This is a genomic window from Pseudomonas sp. CFBP13509 (assembly GCF_005233485.1).
Classification (GTDB): domain Bacteria; phylum Pseudomonadota; class Gammaproteobacteria; order Pseudomonadales; family Pseudomonadaceae; genus Aquipseudomonas; species Aquipseudomonas marginalis.
The window spans coordinates 257,482-277,689 of the sequence record NZ_QGAA01000003.1 but is presented as its reverse complement, the minus strand read 5'-3'; the positions used below and the strand labels follow the sequence as shown (position 1 = coordinate 277,689).

17 protein-coding genes are annotated in these 20,208 nt (G+C 61.3%); 11 read left to right on the top strand and 6 right to left on the bottom strand.

Features of this window, described 5'->3' with window-relative positions; translation table 11 throughout:
- Positions 1-91 precede the first annotated feature (91 nt).
- The 4 genes from dksA to PspCFBP13509_RS07090 are packed head-to-tail and all read left to right on the top strand — an operon-like array spanning position 92 to position 3,380.
- Positions 92-496 carry an RNA polymerase-binding protein DksA gene (gene dksA / locus PspCFBP13509_RS07105; RefSeq protein ID WP_137211738.1) on the top strand — a complete coding sequence of 135 codons (405 nt, stop codon included), beginning with the start codon at positions 92-94 and terminating at the stop codon, positions 494-496.
- Between the two features lie 27 nt (positions 497-523).
- Positions 524-1,729: a zinc metallochaperone GTPase ZigA gene (gene zigA, locus PspCFBP13509_RS07100; protein WP_065926775.1), complete on the top strand. Its 1,206-nt coding sequence runs from the start codon at positions 524-526 to the stop codon at positions 1,727-1,729.
- Positions 1,729-2,373, top strand: coding sequence for a DUF1826 domain-containing protein (locus tag PspCFBP13509_RS07095; RefSeq protein WP_137211737.1), 645 nt, complete (start codon positions 1,729-1,731; stop codon positions 2,371-2,373). The genes zigA and PspCFBP13509_RS07095 overlap by 1 nt, the downstream gene beginning before the upstream one ends.
- Before the next feature lie 44 nt (positions 2,374-2,417).
- Complete coding sequence (locus PspCFBP13509_RS07090; protein WP_065926773.1) at positions 2,418-3,380, top strand: CobW family GTP-binding protein; 963 nt, start codon at positions 2,418-2,420, stop codon at positions 3,378-3,380.
- On the opposite strand, the gene PspCFBP13509_RS07085 is transcribed toward PspCFBP13509_RS07090, so the two are convergent.
- Positions 3,374-3,769, bottom strand: a complete 396-nt coding sequence (locus PspCFBP13509_RS07085) for a DUF3301 domain-containing protein (RefSeq protein ID WP_137211736.1) — start codon at positions 3,767-3,769, stop codon at positions 3,374-3,376. The two genes, PspCFBP13509_RS07090 and PspCFBP13509_RS07085, sit on opposite strands and share 7 nt — an antisense overlap.
- A 117-nt stretch (positions 3,770-3,886) precedes the next feature.
- Between PspCFBP13509_RS07085 and pdxY the strand changes: the two genes are divergently transcribed.
- Positions 3,887-4,759: a pyridoxal kinase PdxY gene (gene pdxY, locus PspCFBP13509_RS07080; protein WP_065926771.1), complete on the top strand. Its 873-nt coding sequence runs from the start codon at positions 3,887-3,889 to the stop codon at positions 4,757-4,759.
- A 54-nt stretch (positions 4,760-4,813) separates the two neighbouring features.
- On the opposite strand, the gene PspCFBP13509_RS07075 is transcribed toward pdxY, so the two are convergent.
- Positions 4,814-5,299 carry an acyl-CoA thioesterase gene (locus PspCFBP13509_RS07075; protein ID WP_003177014.1) on the bottom strand — a complete coding sequence of 162 codons (486 nt, stop codon included), beginning with the start codon at positions 5,297-5,299 and terminating at the stop codon, positions 4,814-4,816.
- A 291-nt stretch (positions 5,300-5,590) separates the two neighbouring features.
- Between PspCFBP13509_RS07075 and PspCFBP13509_RS07070 the strand changes: the two genes are divergently transcribed.
- Positions 5,591-7,354 (top strand): cation:proton antiporter, encoded by a 1,764-nt coding sequence (locus PspCFBP13509_RS07070; RefSeq protein ID WP_137211735.1) that lies wholly within the window; start codon positions 5,591-5,593, stop codon positions 7,352-7,354.
- 75 nt (positions 7,355-7,429) lie between these two features.
- Here the strand turns inward: PspCFBP13509_RS07070 and PspCFBP13509_RS07065 are convergent, their stop codons facing one another.
- From PspCFBP13509_RS07065 to uvrD, 3 genes are all read right to left on the bottom strand, one after another.
- Complete coding sequence (locus PspCFBP13509_RS07065; protein WP_017739032.1) at positions 7,430-7,837, bottom strand: SMI1/KNR4 family protein; 408 nt, start codon at positions 7,835-7,837, stop codon at positions 7,430-7,432.
- A gap of 133 nt (positions 7,838-7,970) precedes the next feature.
- Entirely contained in the window at positions 7,971-8,840 is an 870-nt protein-coding gene (locus PspCFBP13509_RS07060) for a Tim44 domain-containing protein (protein WP_074848015.1), read from the bottom strand.
- A gap of 189 nt (positions 8,841-9,029) precedes the next feature.
- A complete protein-coding gene (gene uvrD, locus PspCFBP13509_RS07055) occupies positions 9,030-11,213 on the bottom strand; it encodes a DNA helicase II (RefSeq protein ID WP_065926768.1) in 2,184 nt (727 codons plus the stop codon).
- Between the two features lie 279 nt (positions 11,214-11,492).
- On the opposite strand from uvrD, the gene PspCFBP13509_RS07050 reads away from it, so the two are divergent.
- From PspCFBP13509_RS07050 to PspCFBP13509_RS31650, 3 genes are all read left to right on the top strand, one after another.
- Positions 11,493-14,366, top strand: coding sequence for an EAL domain-containing protein (locus tag PspCFBP13509_RS07050; protein ID WP_065946480.1), 2,874 nt, complete (start codon positions 11,493-11,495; stop codon positions 14,364-14,366).
- 161 nt (positions 14,367-14,527) lie between these two features.
- The gene (hexR, locus tag PspCFBP13509_RS07045) at positions 14,528-15,394 is read left to right on the top strand and encodes a transcriptional regulator HexR (protein ID WP_010168370.1); all 867 of its coding nucleotides are present in this window, start codon (positions 14,528-14,530) and stop codon (positions 15,392-15,394) included.
- A gap of 224 nt (positions 15,395-15,618) precedes the next feature.
- Positions 15,619-15,816 carry a PA3496 family putative envelope integrity protein gene (locus PspCFBP13509_RS31650; RefSeq protein ID WP_074848013.1) on the top strand — a complete coding sequence of 66 codons (198 nt, stop codon included), beginning with the start codon at positions 15,619-15,621 and terminating at the stop codon, positions 15,814-15,816.
- Here PspCFBP13509_RS31650 and PspCFBP13509_RS07035 read toward each other — a convergent pair.
- Entirely contained in the window at positions 15,746-16,720 is a 975-nt protein-coding gene (locus PspCFBP13509_RS07035) for a LysR family transcriptional regulator (protein WP_027608220.1), read from the bottom strand. The two genes, PspCFBP13509_RS31650 and PspCFBP13509_RS07035, sit on opposite strands and share 71 nt — an antisense overlap.
- 195 nt (positions 16,721-16,915) lie before the next feature.
- On the opposite strand from PspCFBP13509_RS07035, the gene PspCFBP13509_RS07030 reads away from it, so the two are divergent.
- The gene (locus tag PspCFBP13509_RS07030) at positions 16,916-18,331 is read left to right on the top strand and encodes an acetyl-CoA carboxylase biotin carboxylase subunit (protein WP_027608221.1); all 1,416 of its coding nucleotides are present in this window, start codon (positions 16,916-16,918) and stop codon (positions 18,329-18,331) included.
- Between the two features lie 11 nt (positions 18,332-18,342).
- On the top strand, positions 18,343-20,151 hold the full coding sequence (gene oadA, locus PspCFBP13509_RS07025; protein WP_065926766.1) for a sodium-extruding oxaloacetate decarboxylase subunit alpha: 1,809 nt from the start codon (positions 18,343-18,345) through the stop codon (positions 20,149-20,151).
- Positions 20,152-20,208 lie beyond the last annotated feature (57 nt).

The following is a 20,208-nucleotide window of genomic DNA, read 5'->3' as shown; positions in this document are numbered from 1 at the left end:
CGCCCTTCGTCGTAACGAGCAAGGGGGATTGGCTTATTTGCATTGTTATACTATAACATAAAAGCACAGCCTGGCCCGTGAACCGATCCCCATGACCGAACAAGACCTGCTGGCCCAACCGCCCGCCGACTACATGAATGAAGCCCAGCAGGGCTTTTTCCGCGAACTGTTGCTGACTCAGCGCCATGAACTGCAAGCGCGCATCGAGGGCGAATTCCTGGTGCTGCGCGAGCAGGAGCCCAACAGCGACCCGGCCGATGTGGGCAGCGCCGAAGAACAGCGCCAGTGGCAACTGCGCCTGCTGGAGCGGGAAAAGAAGCTCCTCGACAAAATCGACGACGCCCTCGAACTGCTGGTCCGCGGCGAATACGGCTGGTGCCGCGAAACGGGCGAGCCCATCGGCCTGCAACGCCTGCTGCTGCGCCCCACCGCCACCCTGTGTATCGAAGCCAAAGAACGTGAAGAGCTGCGCGAACGCCATAAACGGGCGATTTGACCGGCCAACCCTGATGAGGATTACCTGATGCCCAATCGTCTCCCCGTTACCGTGTTGTCCGGCTTTCTCGGCGCCGGTAAAAGCACGCTGCTCAACTACGTCCTGCGCAACCGCGAAAACCTGCGCGTGGCGGTGATCGTCAACGACATGAGCGAAATCAACATCGACGGCAGCGAGGTGCAGCGTGACGTCACCCTCAACCGTTCCGAAGAAAAACTGGTGGAGATGAGCAACGGCTGTATCTGCTGCACCTTGCGTGAAGACTTGCTCGAAGAAGTCGGAAAACTCGCCAAGGAAGGTCGCTTCGATTACCTGCTGATCGAATCCACCGGGATCTCCGAGCCGTTGCCGGTGGCTGAAACCTTCACCTTCCGTGATGAAAACGAGCAAAGCCTGGCCGATATCGCGCGCCTGGACACCATGGTCACCGTGGTCGACGGCATGAACTTCCTGCTCGACTACCAGGCTGCCGAAAGCCTCGCCTCACGGGGCGAAACCCTCGGAGAGGAAGACGAACGCTCGATCACCGACCTGTTGATCGAGCAGATCGAATTCGCCGACGTGATCCTGATCAGCAAGATCGACCTGATCAGCAGCCATGAGCGCGAGGAACTGATGGCGATCCTTGAACGCCTCAACGCCCAGGCGGAAATCATCCCGATGGTCATGGGCGAGGTGCCGCTGCACAAGATCCTCAACACCGGCCGCTTCGACTTCGAACGTGCCGCGCAGGCGCCGGGCTGGTTGCAGGAGTTGCGGGGTGAACATGTACCGGAAACCGAAGAGTACGGCATCGCCTCCACGGCCTACCGCGCACGTCGTCCCTTCCACCCGCAACGCTTCTTCGACTTTATCGACCGGCCTTGGGTCAACGGCAAATTGCTGCGTTCCAAGGGCTTTTTCTGGCTGGCCAGCAAGCATCAGGATGCGGGCAGTTGGTCCCAGGCCGGTGGCTTGATGCGCCATGGGTTTGCCGGACGCTGGTGGCGCTTTGTGCCGAAAAGCCAATGGCCCCAGGACGAAGAAAGCGTCGCCGCCATCATGGGCAACTGGCAGCTCAGTACTGGCGACTGCCGTCAGGAACTGGTGTTTATCGGACAAAACATCGACTTCGCGCGGATGCGTGCCGAGTTGGACGCGTGCTTGCTCACCGATGAAGAACTGGCCCTGGGTGTCGAAGGTTGGCGCCTGCTGGCTGATCCGTTTGGTCCCTGGTATGAAGAGGCCGCCTGATGCTGGCACCGCTTATCCCCTTGCGCCCGGTGGTTCGCCAGACCTGTGGTGAAACCCCGCTGGCGCTGTCCGATATTCTCGAAGACGGCGTGAACCTGGCGCTGTGGCAGCGCCAATTGCCGTTGCATATCGCCGAGTTCGGCGCCTTGCTGGTTGCGCTCAATGAGCCGTTGGCCGAGTCCTTGGTGATCGAACTCAACAACGAAGACGCCGAGCCGAACCTGTGCGGTCTGGCGTCCAGCTGCCGCGATCTTGAAGGCTACGAAGGTTTTATCGCCGATGTGTCGTGGCTGGTCAGCGCCTTTGCGTGCCTGCTCGGCGCCAAGCGCATCGGTGTGCGCCTGCGGCTGCTGGATAAAGCCATGTGCCCGCGTTTCCACGTTGACCATGTGCCGGTACGGCTGATCACCACCTATGCCGGCATCGGTAGCCAGTGGTTGCGCGAAGGGGTGATGGACCGACGCAAGCTCAGCCAACCGGACGCCGAACCGCGCCAGCGCATCGAACAGATCCAGTGCGGTGAAGTGGCCCTGCTCAAAGGCACCAAATGGCACGGCAACGAAAACCACGGCCTCATCCATCGCTCCCCGGCGTTGAAAGCGAATGAGCGCCGATTGATTCTGACGCTGGATTGGCTCGCGTAACCGCGTAGGATCAAACCCTCTACACGGTCCGAACGATGGCACCCATGCTGCAGAACATTCCCACCCACGTGATTGCCGGGCCCTTGGGCGCCGGCAAGACCAGCCTGATCAAGCACCTGCTTGCCCAACGTCCGGCCAACGAGCGCTGGGCGGTGTTGATCAACGAGTTCGGCCAGATCGGCCTGGACGCTGCATTGCTGACCCTGGATGACGATGGCATTGCCCTGGGTGAAGTCGCCGGTGGCTGCCTTTGTTGTGTGAATGGCGCACCGTTCCAAGTAGGCCTGGGCCGGTTGCTGCGTAAGGCCAAGCCGGATCGGTTGTTTATCGAACCCTCGGGCCTGGGGCATCCTGCGCAGTTGCTCAAGCAGTTGCGCGAAGCGCCGTGGCAGCAGGTGCTGGCGGTTCAGCCCTGTGTGTTGGTACTGGATGCCCAGGCGCTGGCAGCGGGCAAACCCTTGCCGCCAGCGCAGCAGGAAGCGTTGGCCAGTTCCGGGCTGTTGGTGTTGAACAAGGATGAGGGGTTGGATGCTGCGCAACGCGAGGCCGTCGAACGACAGCTACCCGATCGGAACATTTATTGGACGCAGCAGGCGTACGTGCCACTCGGCAAACTGCCAGGCTTGAATGCGCAGGCTGAAGCGGCTGTGGATAACTTCGTGGTGCCCAAGGGGCTGGCTCAATTGCCGGCTATCTGGAGTGATCCGAGCGTGCCGATTTGCCTGAGCCAGGCCCAGGAGGGCGGTTGGAGTATCGGTTGGCGCTGGCACCCGAGCCAGCAATTCGATTCCGAGCGTTTGCATCTGTGGCTGACATCCCTTGAGTGGCGCCGCGCCAAACTGGTTATCCACAGCCGTGATGGGTGGATCTCGGCCAACGCTGTGGATAACAGCCGGTTCGCCTGGCAACCCAGCGAATGGCGTCGCGACTCACGTATCGAACTGATCTTCAGCGCACCACAGGACGTGGCCGCGTTGCAGATCGCACTGGCCGCCTGCCGTTACTGACGGTTCTTGGTGGCGTGGTCCTGGCGCCATTGGCTCAGCTCGATCACATTGGCGCTGGGCAGTGCTTCCTTGACCTCGAACGGGTAGGGCGCCAGTTCGATCTGCGCACTGTGGGCGCCGAATTGCGTGATGGTCCCGCTGTGACGGGTCTCGCCCGTGACGGTGAACTCGAAATTGTAGATACGCGCCAGACGCCGCCGACCGTTGGCATCCTTCACAAAACCGATGCGCTTCAACGCCACGGCGCCGTCGAGCAATTCGATATCGAGCTTGGCGCAATGCTGCTTGACCCGCGCCAACGCCCGCTCTCGCAGGCCGTGGTTGTGCCATACCCAGGCGGCGCTGGTCGCCAGCAGCATCAACACGAAGATGTTTCCCAGGGTCAGCATGCGAAAAACTCCAACAAAGTGAGAGCAGCTTAACTGTGTCGTCGGTCTGTCGTACAGGCTGCGTTTAGTCGCATACTGCGCGGCCAGAATTTCAATGGCTTTACGGAAATCTCCTGCATGAAACGCACACCTCATCTGCTTGCGATCCAGTCTCATGTGGTCTTTGGCCACGCCGGAAACAGCGCCGCCGTGTTCCCCATGCAGCGGGTCGGGGTGAACGTCTGGCCGCTGAACACGGTGCAGTTCTCCAACCATACCCAGTATGGTCAGTGGGCGGGCGAAGTGCTGGCGCCGCAGCAGATTCCTGCGCTGGTGGAAGGCATTGCCGCCATCGGCGAGCTGGGCAACTGCGATGCGATTCTGTCTGGCTACCTGGGCAGTGCGGATCAGGGCCGCGCGATTCTTACCGGTGTGGCGCGCATCAAGGCCATCAACCCCAAGGCCCTGTACCTGTGCGACCCGGTGATGGGCCATCCGGAAAAGGGCTGCATCGTGCCGCAGGACGTCAGCGATTTCCTGCTGGATGAAGCGGCGGCCATGGCCGACTTCCTGTGCCCCAACCAACTGGAACTGGACAGCTTTGCCGGGCGCAAGCCGCAATCGCTGTTCGACTGCCTGGGCATGGCCAAGGCATTGCTGGCCCGTGGCCCGAAGGCGGTGCTGGTCAAGCACCTGGATTACCCGGGCAAGTTGCCGGATGGTTTCGAGATGCTGCTGGTAACTGCCGAGGGCAGCTGGCACCTGCGTCGGCCGCTGCTGGCGTTCCCGCGCCAGCCGGTGGGCGTGGGCGACCTGACGTCGGGGCTGTTCCTGGCGCGGGTGTTGCTGGGCGACAGCCTGTTGGCGGCTTTTGAGTTCACGGCCGCGGCGGTGCACGAAGTGCTGCTGGAAACCCAGGCCTGCGCCAGTTACGAGCTGGAACTGGTCCGCGCCCAGGACCGCATCGCCCATCCTCGCGTACGTTTCGAGGCGACGCCGATCAGCCTGTAAGTACACAGAACCCAATGTGGGAGGGGGCAAACCTCCCACATTTTTTGGTTGGACTTACAGCGCGTCAGCCTTGATTTCCTGGTAGCGCTTCTCAAGCTCCTGGCGGATCTGCCGGCGCTGCTGGGCCTGCACGAACCGGCGCTTGTCTTCACTGTTATGGGGTTGCAGCGGTGGCACGGCAGCGGGTTTACGCTGGTCGTCCACGGCCACCATGGTGAAGAAGCAGCTGTTGGTATGACGCACCGAGCGCTCGCGGATGTTCTCGGTCACCACCTTGATGCCCACTTCCATCGACGTATTGCCGGTGTAGTTGACCGACGCAAGGAATGTCACCAGCTCGCCGACATGGATCGGTTCGCGAAAAATCACCTGATCCACCGACAGCGTCACCACATAGCGACCGGCATAACGGCTCGCGCAGGCGTAGGCCACTTCATCGAGGTACTTGAGCAAGGTGCCGCCGTGGACATTGCCTGAGAAGTTGGCCATGTCAGGGGTCATCAATACCGTCATCGACAGCTGGGCGTTTCCGGGTTCCATAGCACACTCACGGGTTGTAGGCATTGGTTGGGTGGCACCTCTGCGGGTGCTGGGATCTTTGCAGCGCCATCCCTTACGGGACGCCGGTGGGCGGCTTGCCGTCACGCGTTCACCGATCTGTTTCCATATATTGCACCGGCTTTCCGGCGGAAGTCGCGGTGTTAACCTTCAAAAGCCCATCTCAGGGCATTTCTTACGATAAAGGCAGACTTTTCCTTCCGCATTTTGCGATTTTTCAAAGGCGCGTGCGGAAGTGGGAAAAGCGCCAGTACCCTCAAGGAGCCCCTCGCCATGCACGCCATCAGCTTTATCCAGGACTTGGCTGTGATCATGCTGGTGGCAGGGGTGGTCACCGTCCTGTTTCACCGCCTCAAGCAACCCGTGGTGCTGGGGTACATCGTCGCCGGCTTCATCATTGGCCCGCACACCCCGCCGTTCGGACTGATCCACGACGAAGACACCATCAAGACCCTCGCCGAACTGGGGGTGATCTTCCTGATGTTCTGCCTGGGCCTGGAGTTCAGCCTGCGCAAGCTGTTCAAGGTGGGGGCCACGGCGTTTATCGCGGCCTTCCTGGAAATCATCCTGATGATCTGGATCGGCTACGAGATTGGCCGCTGGTTCGACTGGAACACCATGGACTCGCTGTTCCTCGGCGCGATCCTGGCGATTTCCTCCACCACCATCATCGTGAAGGCACTCAATGACCTGAAGATGAAAAACCAGCGCTTCGCCCAACTTATTTTTGGCGTGCTGATTGTGGAAGACATCCTTGGCATCGGCATCATCGCCTTGCTCTCGAGCATCGCCGTCAGCGGTACGGTGAGCTCCGGCGAGGTGTTCTCCACGGTCGGCAAGCTCTCGCTGTTCATGATCGTCGCGTTGGTCATCGGTATTTTGCTGGTGCCGCGCCTGTTGGCCTACGTGGCCAAATTCGAAAGCAACGAAATGCTGCTGATCACCGTACTGGGCCTGTGTTTCGGTTTCTGCCTGCTGGTGGTCAAGCTGGAGTACAGCATGGTGCTGGGGGCGTTTCTGATCGGCGCGATCATGGCCGAATCCCGGCAATTGGTTAAGATCGAGCGCCTGATCGAGCCGGTTCGCGACATGTTCAGCGCGATCTTCTTCGTGGCGATCGGCTTGATGATCGACCCGCAGATCCTCCTGCAATACGCCTGGCCGATCGCGGTGATCACCGTGGCCGTGGTGCTGGGCAAGATGCTGTCCTGCGGCCTGGGTGCCTTTATCGCCGGCAATGATGGTCGTACCTCACTGCGGGTAGGCATGGGGCTGTCACAAATTGGCGAGTTTTCCTTCATTATCGCCGCGCTGGGCATGACCTTGCAGGTGACCAGCGACTTCCTGTATCCGGTGGCGGTGGCCGTTTCGGCGATCACTACGCTGCTCACGCCGTACCTGATTCGCGGCGCCGACCCTTTGTCATTGAAGATCGCCGCCGTGATGCCCAAGCGTATGAGCCGGGTGTTTGGCATGTACGGCGAATGGTTACGCAGTATTCAGCCGCAAGGCGAGGGCGTCATGCTGGCGTCGATGATCCGCAAGATCATCCTGCAGGTGGGTGTGAACCTGGCGCTGGTGATCGCGATTTTCTTCGCCGGAAGCTTTTTCGCGGTGCGCATTGGTGGGTACCTGGAAGGTTGGATCAGTGATCCAAGCTGGCAGAAGGCGTTGATCTGGGGTGGGGCATTGCTGTTGTCGCTGCCGTTCCTGATTGCTGCGTACCGCAAGCTCAAGGCGCTGTCGATGTTGCTGGCGGAGATGAGCGTGAAGCCGGAAATGGCCGGGCGACATACCCAGCGTGTGCGACGGGTGATTGCGGAGCTGATCCCGATTTTGTCGCTGCTGGTGATCTTTGTGCTATTGGCAGCCTTGTCGGCCAGTATTCTGCCGACCAACAAGTTGCTGGTACTGATTGCCGTGGTCACGGCGGCGGTGGCGGCCGTGCTCTGGCGATGGTTCATCCGTGTGCATACGCGGATGCAGGTCGCCTTGCTGGAGACGCTGGATAACCATAAGGATACGCCGGAACACTAGTGGGGGCCGCTATGCGGCCCGGCGCGGGACAAGCCCGCTCACCACCGCAAGCCCGTTCGCCACGGGGGTCAGGTCTCAGCTTTCCAGCCAGACGTCCCGCGCCCAGTGCCACACCGATTCCCAGGTCTCTTCGGTGACGAGTTCTTCTTCGCCGGACCACAGCACCACGGTGCCGTCTTCTTCGACGCAGTAGTAATCGTCACCGTCCTGGCAGATCGGGATCATGCTGCGGTCAACACCGGCATCCCAGGCGTTGGCAGCCACGTCCGGCAGGTAGGTGTGGGATTGCGGGTCGGTGACGGTCACCGGCTCCAGGCTGCCGTACACCACATCGCTGACGGTCAGCAGGAATTCACGAAAGACAAACGGGATGTCGATGAACAGCTGTTCCTCGATTTCCACCAATTGATCTTCGTCAGGCAACTCCAGAGGAACCGGAACCGGTTCATTGGCTTCACGCAATTGTTCGATGATTTCTTCCACGGCCGGGATCCTCTTGCTGATGGCGCGGTTTATAGGGGCGTTTTATACAGTAGCTCGCCATAAGTGCAACCGTGAAATAGAAAACCCCGGACAGGTCCGGGGTTTTGTTACGGCTTGGTCAAGCGCGTGGGTATCAGCCGTTCTGGCGGATACCGGCGACCAGCCATGGCTGGTTGTCGCCTTGGGCACGTTCCATGTTCCAGCTTTCGCTGAACACTTCACCCTGGTCGAAACGCGAAGTCTTCGACACGCCACTGAAGGTCAACGTTGCGATGGTCTTGTCGGCGCGATCATCCACACCTTCCAGTTGCACGTGCAGGTCGTCGATATAGGTCGACTGGAAGCCGTCGCCCAGGTCGGCGCGTTCGCGCTTGAGGAACTCCAGCAGTTGCGGGGTCACGAACTCGGAGATCTTGTCCATTTCGTTGGCGTCCCAGTGCTGCTGCAGGGACTGGAAGTGGCTGCGGGCCGCTTCGACGAAACGCTCTTCGTTGAACCACGCCGGTGCGTTGATCACCGGGCGGGCTGCGGCAGGCGCTGCCGAACCACCGAAGATCGAACCCATGGCTGGCTTCTGCTCGAACACTTCACGCTGCATCGGCGCGCCGGCCGGAGCCATTTGCTCCTGCTGCTTGCGGCGACGGGCGGCGATGAAACGGAAGACCAGGAAGGCGATGACCGCCATGATCAGGATGTCGAAGATCTGCATGCCCTGGAAGCCGCCGCCCATGAACATGGAAGCGAGCAGGCCACCGGCCGCGATACCGGCCAGAGGGCCCAACCAGCGCGAAGCACCGCCGGCCTTGGCAGCGGCGCCGGCAGCACCGGCTGCGCCTGCGGTAGCGGCAGCACCGCCGGCACCGGCGGATGGAGCCATTTGGCTGGTCTGGTGAGTCGGCGCCGCGCCCGAGCTTTTGCCGCCACCGAAGCGTTTGGCGTTGGCGTCGAGGCTCATCGTCAGGCCGATGCACAACGCCATGGCGATGCTAAGAAAACGTTTCATAAAGGGAATTCCCATTTGTGGATTGCACGCGCGCCATGTTGCACAGGTGTAGTGACAGTGGCTAGCGACATAATGTTTCGGGCTTTTGCGTAAGACCGAATCAGAATGGTCTGTAGGACGTATTACAGATATTGGCCCGCGCTCGTTAAAAACAAGGGCGGGCCAATAACCTTCATGTTGGCAAATGTTTCAGACCGCTTCGAGCTTCGCGTAGCCCATCATCAGCCATTTGCTGCCTTCGGCGAAGTTCACCTGCACCCGTGCCTGGGCTCCGGCGCCTTCGAAGTTGAGGATCACGCCTTCGCCGAAGATCGCATGCCTGACCTGCTGGCCCAGGCTGAATGGGGTTTCCGGAATCTCGGAACCGGCGAACATGTTGCTGGAGTTCTGCTGCTGGCCCCCGCCGAACGGGCGGCTGACGCTGTTGGACAGGCGCACTTCCTGGATCAGTCCCTTCGGCACTTCACGTACGAAGCGCGATACCTTGTTGTAGGTCTCGCTGCCGTACAGGCGTCGGGTCTCGGCGTAGGTCATCACCAGGTTCTGCATTGCGCGGGTGATGCCCACATAGGCCAGGCGGCGTTCCTCTTCAAGACGGCCGGGCTCTTCCAGGCTCATCTTGTGGGGGAACAGGCCTTCTTCCATGCCCACCAGGAACACATACGGAAACTCCAGGCCCTTGGCGCTGTGCAAGGTCATCAACTGGATGCTGTCTTCATGCTCATCGGCCTGAGTATCGCCGGCCTCCAGGGACGCATGGCCGAGGAAGGCGGCGAGCGGAGTCAGCTCTTCGTCTTCCTCGGTGTTTTCGAACGCGCGGGCGGCGCTGACCAGTTCCTCGAGGTTTTCTACCCGGGCCTGGCCTTTCTCGCCTTTTTCCGCTTCGTGATAGGCAATCAGCCCGGATTGCTCGATCACCGTCTGGGTCATCAGGTGCAGGGGCATTTCCGAACACTTGGCCGCGAGGTTCTCGATCAACTCGACAAACACCCCCAGCGCCCCGGCAGCACGCCCCGTCAGGCCTTTATTGGCAATGAGCAGGCGCATGGACTCCCACATCGACACATCGGCATGGCGCGCGTGGTCGCGAATCGCCTCGACGGTTTTCTCGCCGATGCCACGGGCCGGGATATTGATCACCCGCTCCAGCGCTGCATCGTTGCCACGGCCTTCGAGCAAACGCAGGTATGCCATGGCGTTCTTGATTTCCGCACGCTCGAAGAAGCGCTGGCCGCCATAAATGCGGTACGGGATGCGCTCGCGCAGCAAGGCTTCTTCCAGCACCCGCGATTGGGCGTTGGAACGGTACAGAATCGCAATATCGCTACGGGCAAGGCCGGTTTTCAGCGCGCTTTCGATGGTTTCCACCACGTAGCGCGCTTCATCGTGCTCGTTGAACGCGGCATACAGGTTGATCGCCTCGCCTTCGCCGCCGTCGGTCCACAGCTCTTTGCCCAGGCGCCCGGTGTTGTTGGCGATCAAGGCGTTGGCGGCCTTGAGGATGCCGGCGGTGGAGCGGTAGTTCTGCTCCAGGCGGATTGTGACCGCGTCCGGGAAGTCCTCGGAATACTGGTAGATGTTCTCGATTTTCGCGCCACGCCAGCCGTAGATCGACTGGTCGTCGTCGCCCACCACCATCAGGCTGTCGCCGCCCTTGGCCAGCAGACGCAACCAGGCGTACTGCACGGCGTTGGTGTCCTGGAACTCGTCCACCAGAATGTGACGGAAGCGTTTCTGGTAATGGGCCAGCAAACCCGGATTGTCGCGCCACAGGTCGAGGGCGCGCAGCAGCAGCTCGGAGAAGTCGATAACGCCAGCGCGGGCGCAGGCCGCCTCGTAGGCTTCATAAATGCTGCGCATGGTGGCCAGGAACAAATCGCCGCTGGCCTGGATGTGCTGCGGGCGCAGGCCTTCGTCTTTCTGGCCGTTGATAAACCACTGGGCCTGGCGCGCCGGCCAGCGCTGCTCGTCGAGGCCCAGCTCACGGATCACGCGCTTGACCAGGCGTTGCTGGTCATCGCTGTCGAGGATCTGGAAGGTCTGGGCCAGGCCCGCTTCCTGCCAGTGTGCCCGCAACAGGCGGTGCGCCAGGCCGTGGAAGGTGCCCACCCACATACCGGCCGGGCTGATGCCCATCAACTGCTCGATGCGGTGGCGCATCTCGGCAGCGGCCTTGTTGGTGAAAGTCACCGACAGGATCGAATGCGGGGACGCGTTCTCGACCTGGATCAACCAGGCGATACGGTGCACCAGCACTCGGGTTTTACCGGAGCCAGCACCGGCCAGGACCAACTGACGGCCAACGGGGGCCGCTACGGCCTGGCGTTGGGCATCGTTGAGGGAGTTCAGCAAAAGAGAGAGATCATCGCGCATCGGCGCATTCTATGGGCCTAAGGGGGCTCGGGCAAATCCCAATGCCGGGTGGTCGACGCAAAACATCTCGCGTGGTCCCGGCCAGGCAAACATTCTGGCAGGGCTGATGACCGGTAAGTCATGGGCCACAGCCCGCGCCGGGCCTCGCTCAAGGGGTCTGGCACCAAGGTTTGCGGCTGTTCACAGGGTGACTTTTATGATCTGGAGCAGTTTGGCCCAAGCGCTTGCTTGTGTATGCTCCGTCGACGTTTCGGGCTCACCATTATAAGAACACTGCCTATGACTCTCAGCACCGACCTGCTCGGCCCCTCGGCGGCGCCCGCGCAGGTTATCCGCAAACATTACGCTACCGAGATGGCGGTCGAGCGCACACGCCTGCTCTATCAGGGCTCGTTGCTGCCCACCTTATTAATGCTGGTCAATGGCCTGGTCTGCGCCTGGCTGCTGTGGAACCCCAGGCAATACCTGCTGGACAGCGTCTGGCTGGTCTGGCTGCTGGCCCTGGTGGCGATGCGCGTGATCCAGGTGGCGGCCTTTGATTCGGCCATGCCCAGTCGTCAGGCCCAACCCATCTGGCGGCGCATGTTTATGCTGGGTTCGGCGGTCAGCGGACTGACCCTGGCCACCGCAGCCATCGCCCTGGTGCCGGTGGACAGCTTCATGCAGCAGGCCTGGGTGTTCGGCCTGATCGGTGCAGCGACGCTGTCGGCCAGCGTTGCCTACGCAGTGAGCTTTCCGGCGTTCCTGTCCTTTGCCTTGCCGTGCCTGGTGCCGGCGATTGTCTATCTGTTCTGGAATGGCGCCCCGCAGCAACAGGGCTGGGGTGTGCTCGGCCTGATCCTGCTGGCGTCCCTGAGCGTGGTGGCGTGGCAGGTCAACCGCCTGATCCAGCGCGGGCTGCTGCGGCGTTTCCAGAACCAGGCATTGATCGAGCATCTGCAGCAGGCGCAGCAGCGCAGCGAGCAGCTGAATCAGGATCTGGTGCGCGAAGTCGAGCAGCGGCGTCAGGTTGAGCAGGAACTACGTGAGGCGCAGATCGGCCTGCAGGACCGCGTGGCACAACGCAGCCAGGAACTGGACGCCGCCAGCCTGGCCCTGAATAAAAGCGAGGCGCGCCTGGCCATGGCCCTGCAAGCCAGTGAGCTGGGCCTGTGGGACTGGAACCTGCAAACCGATGAGGTTCATCACACCCAGCTCAAAGAGCTGTTCGGCCTCGAGCCCGAGTACGTCACGGCCATGCTCGGCCACCTCAAGCCGCGCCTGCACCCCGACGACCTGCCGCTGCTCAAGCGGGCGCTGGTGGAGCACCTTAAAGGGCGCACTGAGGATTACCAGGTGGAATACCGCGTGCGCCATGGCGATGGTCACTGGGTATGGATCGAAGACCGTGGTCGCGCCGTAGAGCGCGCGCCGAGCGGGCGAGTGATTCGAATGCTCGGCACACGCCGCGACGTCAGCGCCGGCAAAGCCCTGGAGGAGCAACAGCGACTGGCCTCGACCGTGTTCGAGGCGGCCAGCGAAGGCATTGTGATCCTTGATCCGGACTACAAATTAATCGCCGTCAATCAGGCTTTCAGCCGTGTCACTGGCTTTGAGATCGATGACATGCTCGGTCGCAACGTCGTCGAGCTGCCCAGCAGTCGTGATGCGCGGCGCCACTTCCCGGTGATCCGCCAAGCGCTGCTCACGCATGGGACCTGGCAGGGCGAATTGGTAGAAACGCGTAAGAATGGCGAACTGTACCCGCAATGGCTGCAACTGAACGTGGTGCGCGATGTTCGCGGAAAAGTCAGTCATATCGTGGGCTTCTTCGCCGATCTATCGGCGCGGCGCGAATCCGAGGAGCGCATGCGCTACCTCACCCACTACGATGAGTTGACCGGCCTGGCCAACCGCTCGCTGTTCCGCGAACGGCTGCGCGAGGCCCATCAGCGCGTACGCCAGGGCGGGCGCAGCCTGGCGTTGCTGCATATCAACCTCGACCGCTTCAAGTTGCTCAATGACAGCCTGGGCCATGAAGTGGCCGACCAGTTGCTGCAAAAAATGGCCCGTCGGTTGATCAATGCCTTGCCCGAGGCTGACACCATCGCGCGTTTGTCCGGCGATGAGTTCGCCGTGTTGTTCGACGCCTACGGCAACCTGTCGAGCCTGGCGCGGGTGGCCACACGGCTACTGGCCAAACTGCGGGTGCCGGTGACGGTGGAAGGGCATGAGTTGGTGGTGAGTGCGTCGATGGGTATCAGCCTGTTGCCGGATAACGCGCGGGAAATTTCCGCGCTGGTCAGTCAATCGAACATGGCCATGCAGCACGCCAAGCACTTGGGCGGCAATAACTTCCAGTTCTACACCGACAGCCTGCAAGCCAGCACCCTGGAGCGTTTGCAGCTGGAAAACCATCTGCGCAAAGCCATCGATGAGCGCCAGCTCACGGTGTTCTACCAGCCGAAACTGTGCCTGGCCACCGGCAAGCTGAACGCTGCCGAAGCGTTGATCCGCTGGGAACATCCGCAATGGGGCATGGTGCCGCCAGGCGACTTTATCGGCCTGGCCGAAGAAACGGGCCTGATCGTACCGCTGGGCGAATTCGTGCTGCGCGAGGCCTGCTGGCAAGCCTGTGAGTGGCAGCGCCAGGGGCTGGCACCGATCCGCGTGTCGGTGAACCTCTCGGTGCACCAGTTGCGCCAGGGCAAGCTGGTCAGCCTGGTGCGCCAGGTACTGGAAGAAACCGGCCTGGACCCGCAATACCTCGAACTGGAACTGACCGAGAGCCAGTTGCTCGACAGTGTTGAACACATCATTGCGACCTTCCAGCAACTGCGCGACCTGGGCGTGAAGCTGGCCATCGACGACTTTGGCACCGGCTATTCATCCCTCAGTTACCTCAAGCGTATCCCTGTGGATTACGTAAAGATCGACCAGACCTTTATCCGCGGCCTCGGTCAGGGGCGGGAAGACGCCGCCATTACCCGAGCGATCATTGCGATGGCGCACGGACTGGCGCTCAAAGTGGTGGCCGAAGGCGTGGAAGATCAGCAGCAGCTGGATTTCCTGCGTACAGAACGATGCGATGAGGTGCAGGGCTACCTGATCAGTCGGCCGATGGAGGCCGAAGGGCTGGCAGATTTGTTACGCAACAATGCAGATTTTCCCTGAAGACAGTCCGCACGCCCCTATGGCTACAAGGCAGCTGCCCGCTGATTCAAAGGGCATCAGGGCGATTTAGTGATGCATCGGGCGGGCAAAACGGCAATTCTTGTAGTATAACTACAAGCTTGCTACATCCCTGGCCCTGCCAATAACAAGAGTCCTGCCCTTTGAACCTGTTGCAACATATCGCCCAGTCGCGCCACCTGTTACGCAAATCGGAACTCAAGGTTGCCGATCACGTGCTGCTTGACCCTGCGGCCGTGATGCACAGTTCCATGGCCGACCTTGCCCACAGCGTGGGCATCAGCGAGCCGACTATCGTGCGCTTCTGCCGCGCCATCGGTTGCTCCGGGTTCCAGGACTTGAAGCTCAAGCTGGCCCAGAGCCTGGCCGCCGGCGCGAGCTTCGGCCAGTTTGCGATTCACGAAGACGATTCCGTCGCCGACTACAGCCTGAAAATCTTCGACACCACCTTGCACACGCTCATGGAGGTGCGCGAGAAGCTTGACCCGGTAGAGCTGCAAAAGGCCGTGACCGCCATGTCCCAGGCCCAGCGTGTGGAGTTCTATGGTTTCGGCGCGTCCGGTGCGGTGGCGGCAGACGCCCAGCACAAATTTTTCCGCCTGCTGCTGACCGCAGCGGCCTACAGCGACCCGCACATGCAGGCGATGTCGGCGGTGACCTTGAAACCGACCGACGTGGCGATCTGCATTTCCCAGTCGGGCCGCTCCAAAGACCTGCTGATCACCGCCAACCTGGTGCGTGAAAGCGGTGCGACATTGATTACCTTGTGCCCGAGCCAGACGCCGTTGGCGGAGCTGTCCACGGTCAACCTGGCGATCGATGTGCACGAAGACACCGAGATCTACACCCCGCTGACGTCGCGTATCGCTCACCTGGTGGTGATCGACGTGCTGGCGATGGGCGTTGCCATGGCGCGGGGCCCGAGCCTGGTCAACCACCTCAAGAGCGTCAAGCGCAGCTTGCGCAGCCTGCGGTTGTCGCCCAAGTCCGTCAAAGCCCTCGACGACTGATCCAGGGCCATACACGCTCAAAATGTGGGAGGGGGCTTGCTCCCGATAGCAGTGGGTCAGTCAAAGAGAAATCGGCTGATGTACCGTAATCGGGAGCAAGCCCCCTCCCACATTTGGATTGTTTATCTATTCGGAAGATTCATCGTCCTGTAACCCCCGCGCCGTTAAACCGTCATCGCTACAACCCATCCTGTACTCCCCGTACTCGCATTGGGAGACTCCAAATGGCCCGGCCCTACGAAGACAGCAACAGCTCCGTCAAGACCCGTCGTCAACAGGAAGACCAGCGCCGCATGGCGTTCCGTCGCGCAATCGAAGACCGCTGCGACCAGCGCCAGCTGCAGCAGAGCATCAGTGACTACCCGGAACTCCACTGGCAGGCACCCGCGGCTGCCCAGCGAAACGTTCAGCCAACGCGCTGATCTGCACCCGTTCGCTGCGGATAAAGCCCAGGAACGCATGGGCCACCGGTGACAGGCGCTTGGCCTTGGCCTGCACCAGGCACCAGCTGCGGTACAGCGGCAGTTCTTCCACCGGCAGCTCCTTGAGCCCGCCGGTGGCCAGTTCCATATTGACCGCATGGCGCGTCAGCAAGGCCACGCCCAGGCCGGCGCATACGCATTCACGTTGCGCCTCGGCCGAGGCCACTTCCACCGTCTGGGTGAAGTGCACGCGTTTCTCCTTGAAATACTCCTCGCAGGCCAGTCGCGTGCCCGAGCCCGGTTCGCGCAGCAACAGCGTGTAGGGTTCCAGGTCCTGCAAACGCAACGGCCCTTGCAGGCTCAAGGGGTGATCAGGTGGCGCCACGGCCACGATCGGATTGTTGAGGAACGGCAGGAATTCCAGGCCCATGTCCTGGGGCACCATGGACATGATCACCAGGTCGTCGCGGTTGTCGGAGAGGCGGCGGATCACCTGGGCGCGGTTGACCACGGTCAGGTGCAGTTGCACCTCGGGATGCTGGCGTTTGAACGCGGCAAACAGGTGCGGCACGAAGTACTTGGCGCTGGATTCAATCGCGAGCTTTAGCTGGCCCTGCAACGAACCCTGCATGTCCGACAGCTGCATATCGAGGTTTTCCAGGCGCCCGAAAATATCCCGGCTGGCCCGTTGCAGGGCTTCGGCAGCCTCGGTCATGTAGAGCTTCTTGCCGACATAATCGAACAGCGGCTGGCCGACCAGCTCTTCGAGCTGGCGAATTTGCAGGCTCACGGCCGGTTGGGTGAGAGACATTTCCTCGGCCGCGCGGCTGTAAGAGCGCAAGTCGCACACTTCATTGAAGATCTGCAATTGACGCAATGTCATACGCATCAGCGACTTACGCATTATTTAAATCCTCTCGTCCCAGGTCGACCGGCCAACTATAAGTCTTTACTTATGAGCGACCCAATAATTATTGATTTTTGTTAATCCCTCCACGGGCTTAGTGTGTGGCTGCGACTGGCTTGAAACATTTAGTCACGCGCCGACCCGGCTCCAGCGGGTCGAAGAACGCAGCAATCGGCTCAAGGGAATTTCCAAGTGATAAAAAAGATCCTGATCGCCAACCGTGGTGAAATTGCCGTACGAATCGTGCGTGCCTGCGCCGAGATGGGCATTCGCTCGGTCGCGGTTTACTCGGACGCCGACCGCCATGCGTTGCACGTCAAGCGTGCCGACGAAGCCCACAGCATTGGTGCCGAGCCGCTGGCCGGCTACCTGAACCCGCGCAAGCTGGTGAACCTGGCGGTGGAAACCGGTTGCGATGCGCTGCACCCCGGCTACGGCTTCCTGTCGGAAAACGCCGAGTTGGCAGACATCTGCGCCGAACGGGGAATCAAATTCATCGGCCCTTCGGCTGAAGTGATTCGCCGCATGGGCGACAAGACCGAAGCCCGCCGCAGCATGATCAAGGCCGGTGTGCCGGTCACGCCCGGCACCGAAGGCAACGTCGCCGACATCACCGAGGCCCTCACCGAAGGCGACCGCATTGGTTACCCGGTGATGCTCAAGGCCACCTCCGGTGGTGGCGGTCGCGGTATCCGCCGTTGCAACAGCCGTGAAGAACTCGAACAAGCCTTCCCCCGCGTGATCTCCGAAGCTACCAAGGCGTTCGGTTCGGCGGAAGTGTTCCTGGAAAAATGCATCGTCAATCCCAAGCACATCGAGGCGCAGATCCTCGGTGACAGCTTCGGCAACGTGGTGCATCTGTTCGAGCGCGACTGTTCGATCCAGCGCCGTAACCAGAAGCTCATCGAAATCGCCCCGAGCCCGCAGCTCACCCCGGAACAGCGCGCCTACATCGGCGACCTGTCGGTGCGCGCGGCCAAGGCCGTGGGCTACGAGAACGCCGGCACCGTGGAGTTCCTGCTCGCCGAGGGCGAGGTGTACTTCATGGAGATGAACACCCGGGTGCAGGTGGAGCACACCATCACCGAAGAAATCACCGGGATCGACATTGTCCGCGAGCAGATCCGAATCGCCTCGGGCCTGCCGTTGTCGGTCAAACAGGAAGACATCCAGCACCGTGGCTTTGCGTTGCAGTTCCGCATCAACGCCGAAGACCCGAAGAACAACTTCCTCCCAAGCTTCGGCAAGATCACCCGTTACTACGCGCCCGGCGGCCCCGGCGTGCGTACCGACACGGCGATCTACACCGGCTACACCATCCCGCCGTTCTACGACTCCATGTGCCTGAAGCTGGTGGTCTGGGCGTTGACCTGGGAAGAAGCCATGGACCGCGGCCTGCGTGCCCTGGACGACATGCGCCTGCAAGGCGTGAAGACCACGGCCGCCTACTACCAGGAAATCCTGCGTAACCCGGAATTCCGCAGCGGCCAGTTCAACACCAGTTTTGTGGAAAGCCACCCTGAGCTGACCAACTACTCGATCAAGCGCAAACCCGAAGAGCTGGCCCTGGCCATCGCCGCCGCCATCGCCGCCCACGCAGGCCTGTGAGGAACATTCCAATGACTAAAAAAATCTTCGTAACCGACACCATCCTGCGCGACGCCCACCAATCGTTGCTGGCGACCCGCATGCGCACCGACGACATGCTGCCGATCTGCGACAAGCTCGATAAAGTCGGCTACTGGTCCCTGGAAGTCTGGGGCGGCGCGACCTTCGACGCCTGCGTACGCTTCCTCAAGGAAGACCCGTGGGAGCGCCTGCGCAAACTGCGTGCCGCGTTGCCTAACACGCGCCTGCAAATGCTCCTGCGCGGCCAGAACCTGCTGGGCTACCGCCATTACAGCGACGACGTGGTCAAGGCCTTCGTGGCCAAGGCTGCCGTCAACGGTATCGACGTATTCCGCATCTTCGACGCCATGAACGACGTGCGTAACCTGCGTGTGGCCATCGAAGCGGTCAAAGCCGCCGGCAAGCATGCCCAGGGCACCATCGCCTACACCACCAGCCCGGTGCACACCGTCGAGGCCTTCGTGGCCCAGGCCAAGCAGCTGGAATCCATGGGGTGCGACTCGATCGCGATCAAGGACATGGCCGGCCTGCTGACGCCGTACGCCACCGGTGAACTGGTCAAGGCGCTGAAAGCCGAGCAGAGCCTGCCGATCTTTATCCACTCCCACGACACCGCCGGTTTGGCCGCGATGTGCCAACTCAAGGCGATCGAAAACGGTGCCGATCATATCGACACCGCGATCTCCAGCTTCGCCTGGGGCACCAGCCACCCGGGCACCGAGTCTATGGTCGCCGCCCTTAAAGGCAGCGAATTCGATACCGGTCTCGACCTGGAGCTGCTGCAAGAGATCGGCCTGTACTTCTATGCCGTGCGCAAGAAGTACCACCAGTTCGAAAGCGAATTCACCGCCGTCGACACCCGTGTGCAAGTCAACCAGGTGCCGGGCGGGATGATTTCCAACCTGGCCAACCAGTTGAAAGAGCAGGGCGCTCTGAACCGCATGAGCGAAGTGCTGGCTGAAATTCCACGCGTGCGTGAAGACCTCGGCTTCCCGCCGCTGGTGACCCCGACTTCGCAGATCGTCGGCACCCAGGCGTTCTTCAACGTGCTGGCCGGTGAGCGCTACAAGACCATCACCAACGAAGTGAAGCTGTACCTGCAAGGCGGCTACGGCAAGGCGCCGGGCACGGTGAACGAGAAGTTGCGTCGCCAGGCCATCGGCAGCGAAGAAGTGATCGACGTGCGCCCGGCCGACCTGCTCAAGCCGGAGATGACCAAGCTGCGCGGCGAAATCGGCGCACTGGCCAAGTCCGAAGAAGACGTGCTGACCTACGCCATGTTCCCGGACATCGGGCGCAAGTTCCTCGAAGAACGCGACGCCGGCACCCTGACGCCTGAGGTGCTGCTGCCTATCCCTGAAGCCGGCGGCGTGGCCCGTGCCGGTGGTGAAGGCGTGCCGACCGAGTTCGTCATCGACGTGCACGGCGAAAGCTACCGTGTGGACATCACCGGTGTCGGTGTGAAAGCCGAAGGCAAGCGCCATTTCTACCTGTCCATCGATGGCATGCCGGAAGAAGTGGTGTTCGAACCGCTCAACGAATTCGTCGGCGGTGGCGGCAGCAAGCGCAAGCAGGCCAGCGAGCCGGGGCATGTCAGCACGGCGATGCCAGGCAATATCGTCGATGTGCTGGTCAAGGAAGGCGATGTGGTCAAGGCCGGCCAGGCCGTGCTGATCACCGAAGCGATGAAGATGGAAACCGAAGTGCAGGCTGCGATTGCCGGCAAGGTGTCCGCCGTTCACGTGGCCAAGGGCGACCGGGTGAACCCTGGCGAAATCCTGATTGAAATCGAAGGCTGATCCAGCCTTCGACACTACCGTTTAATCCTCGGGGGGGCAGGTGCCCCCCTTTTTTTT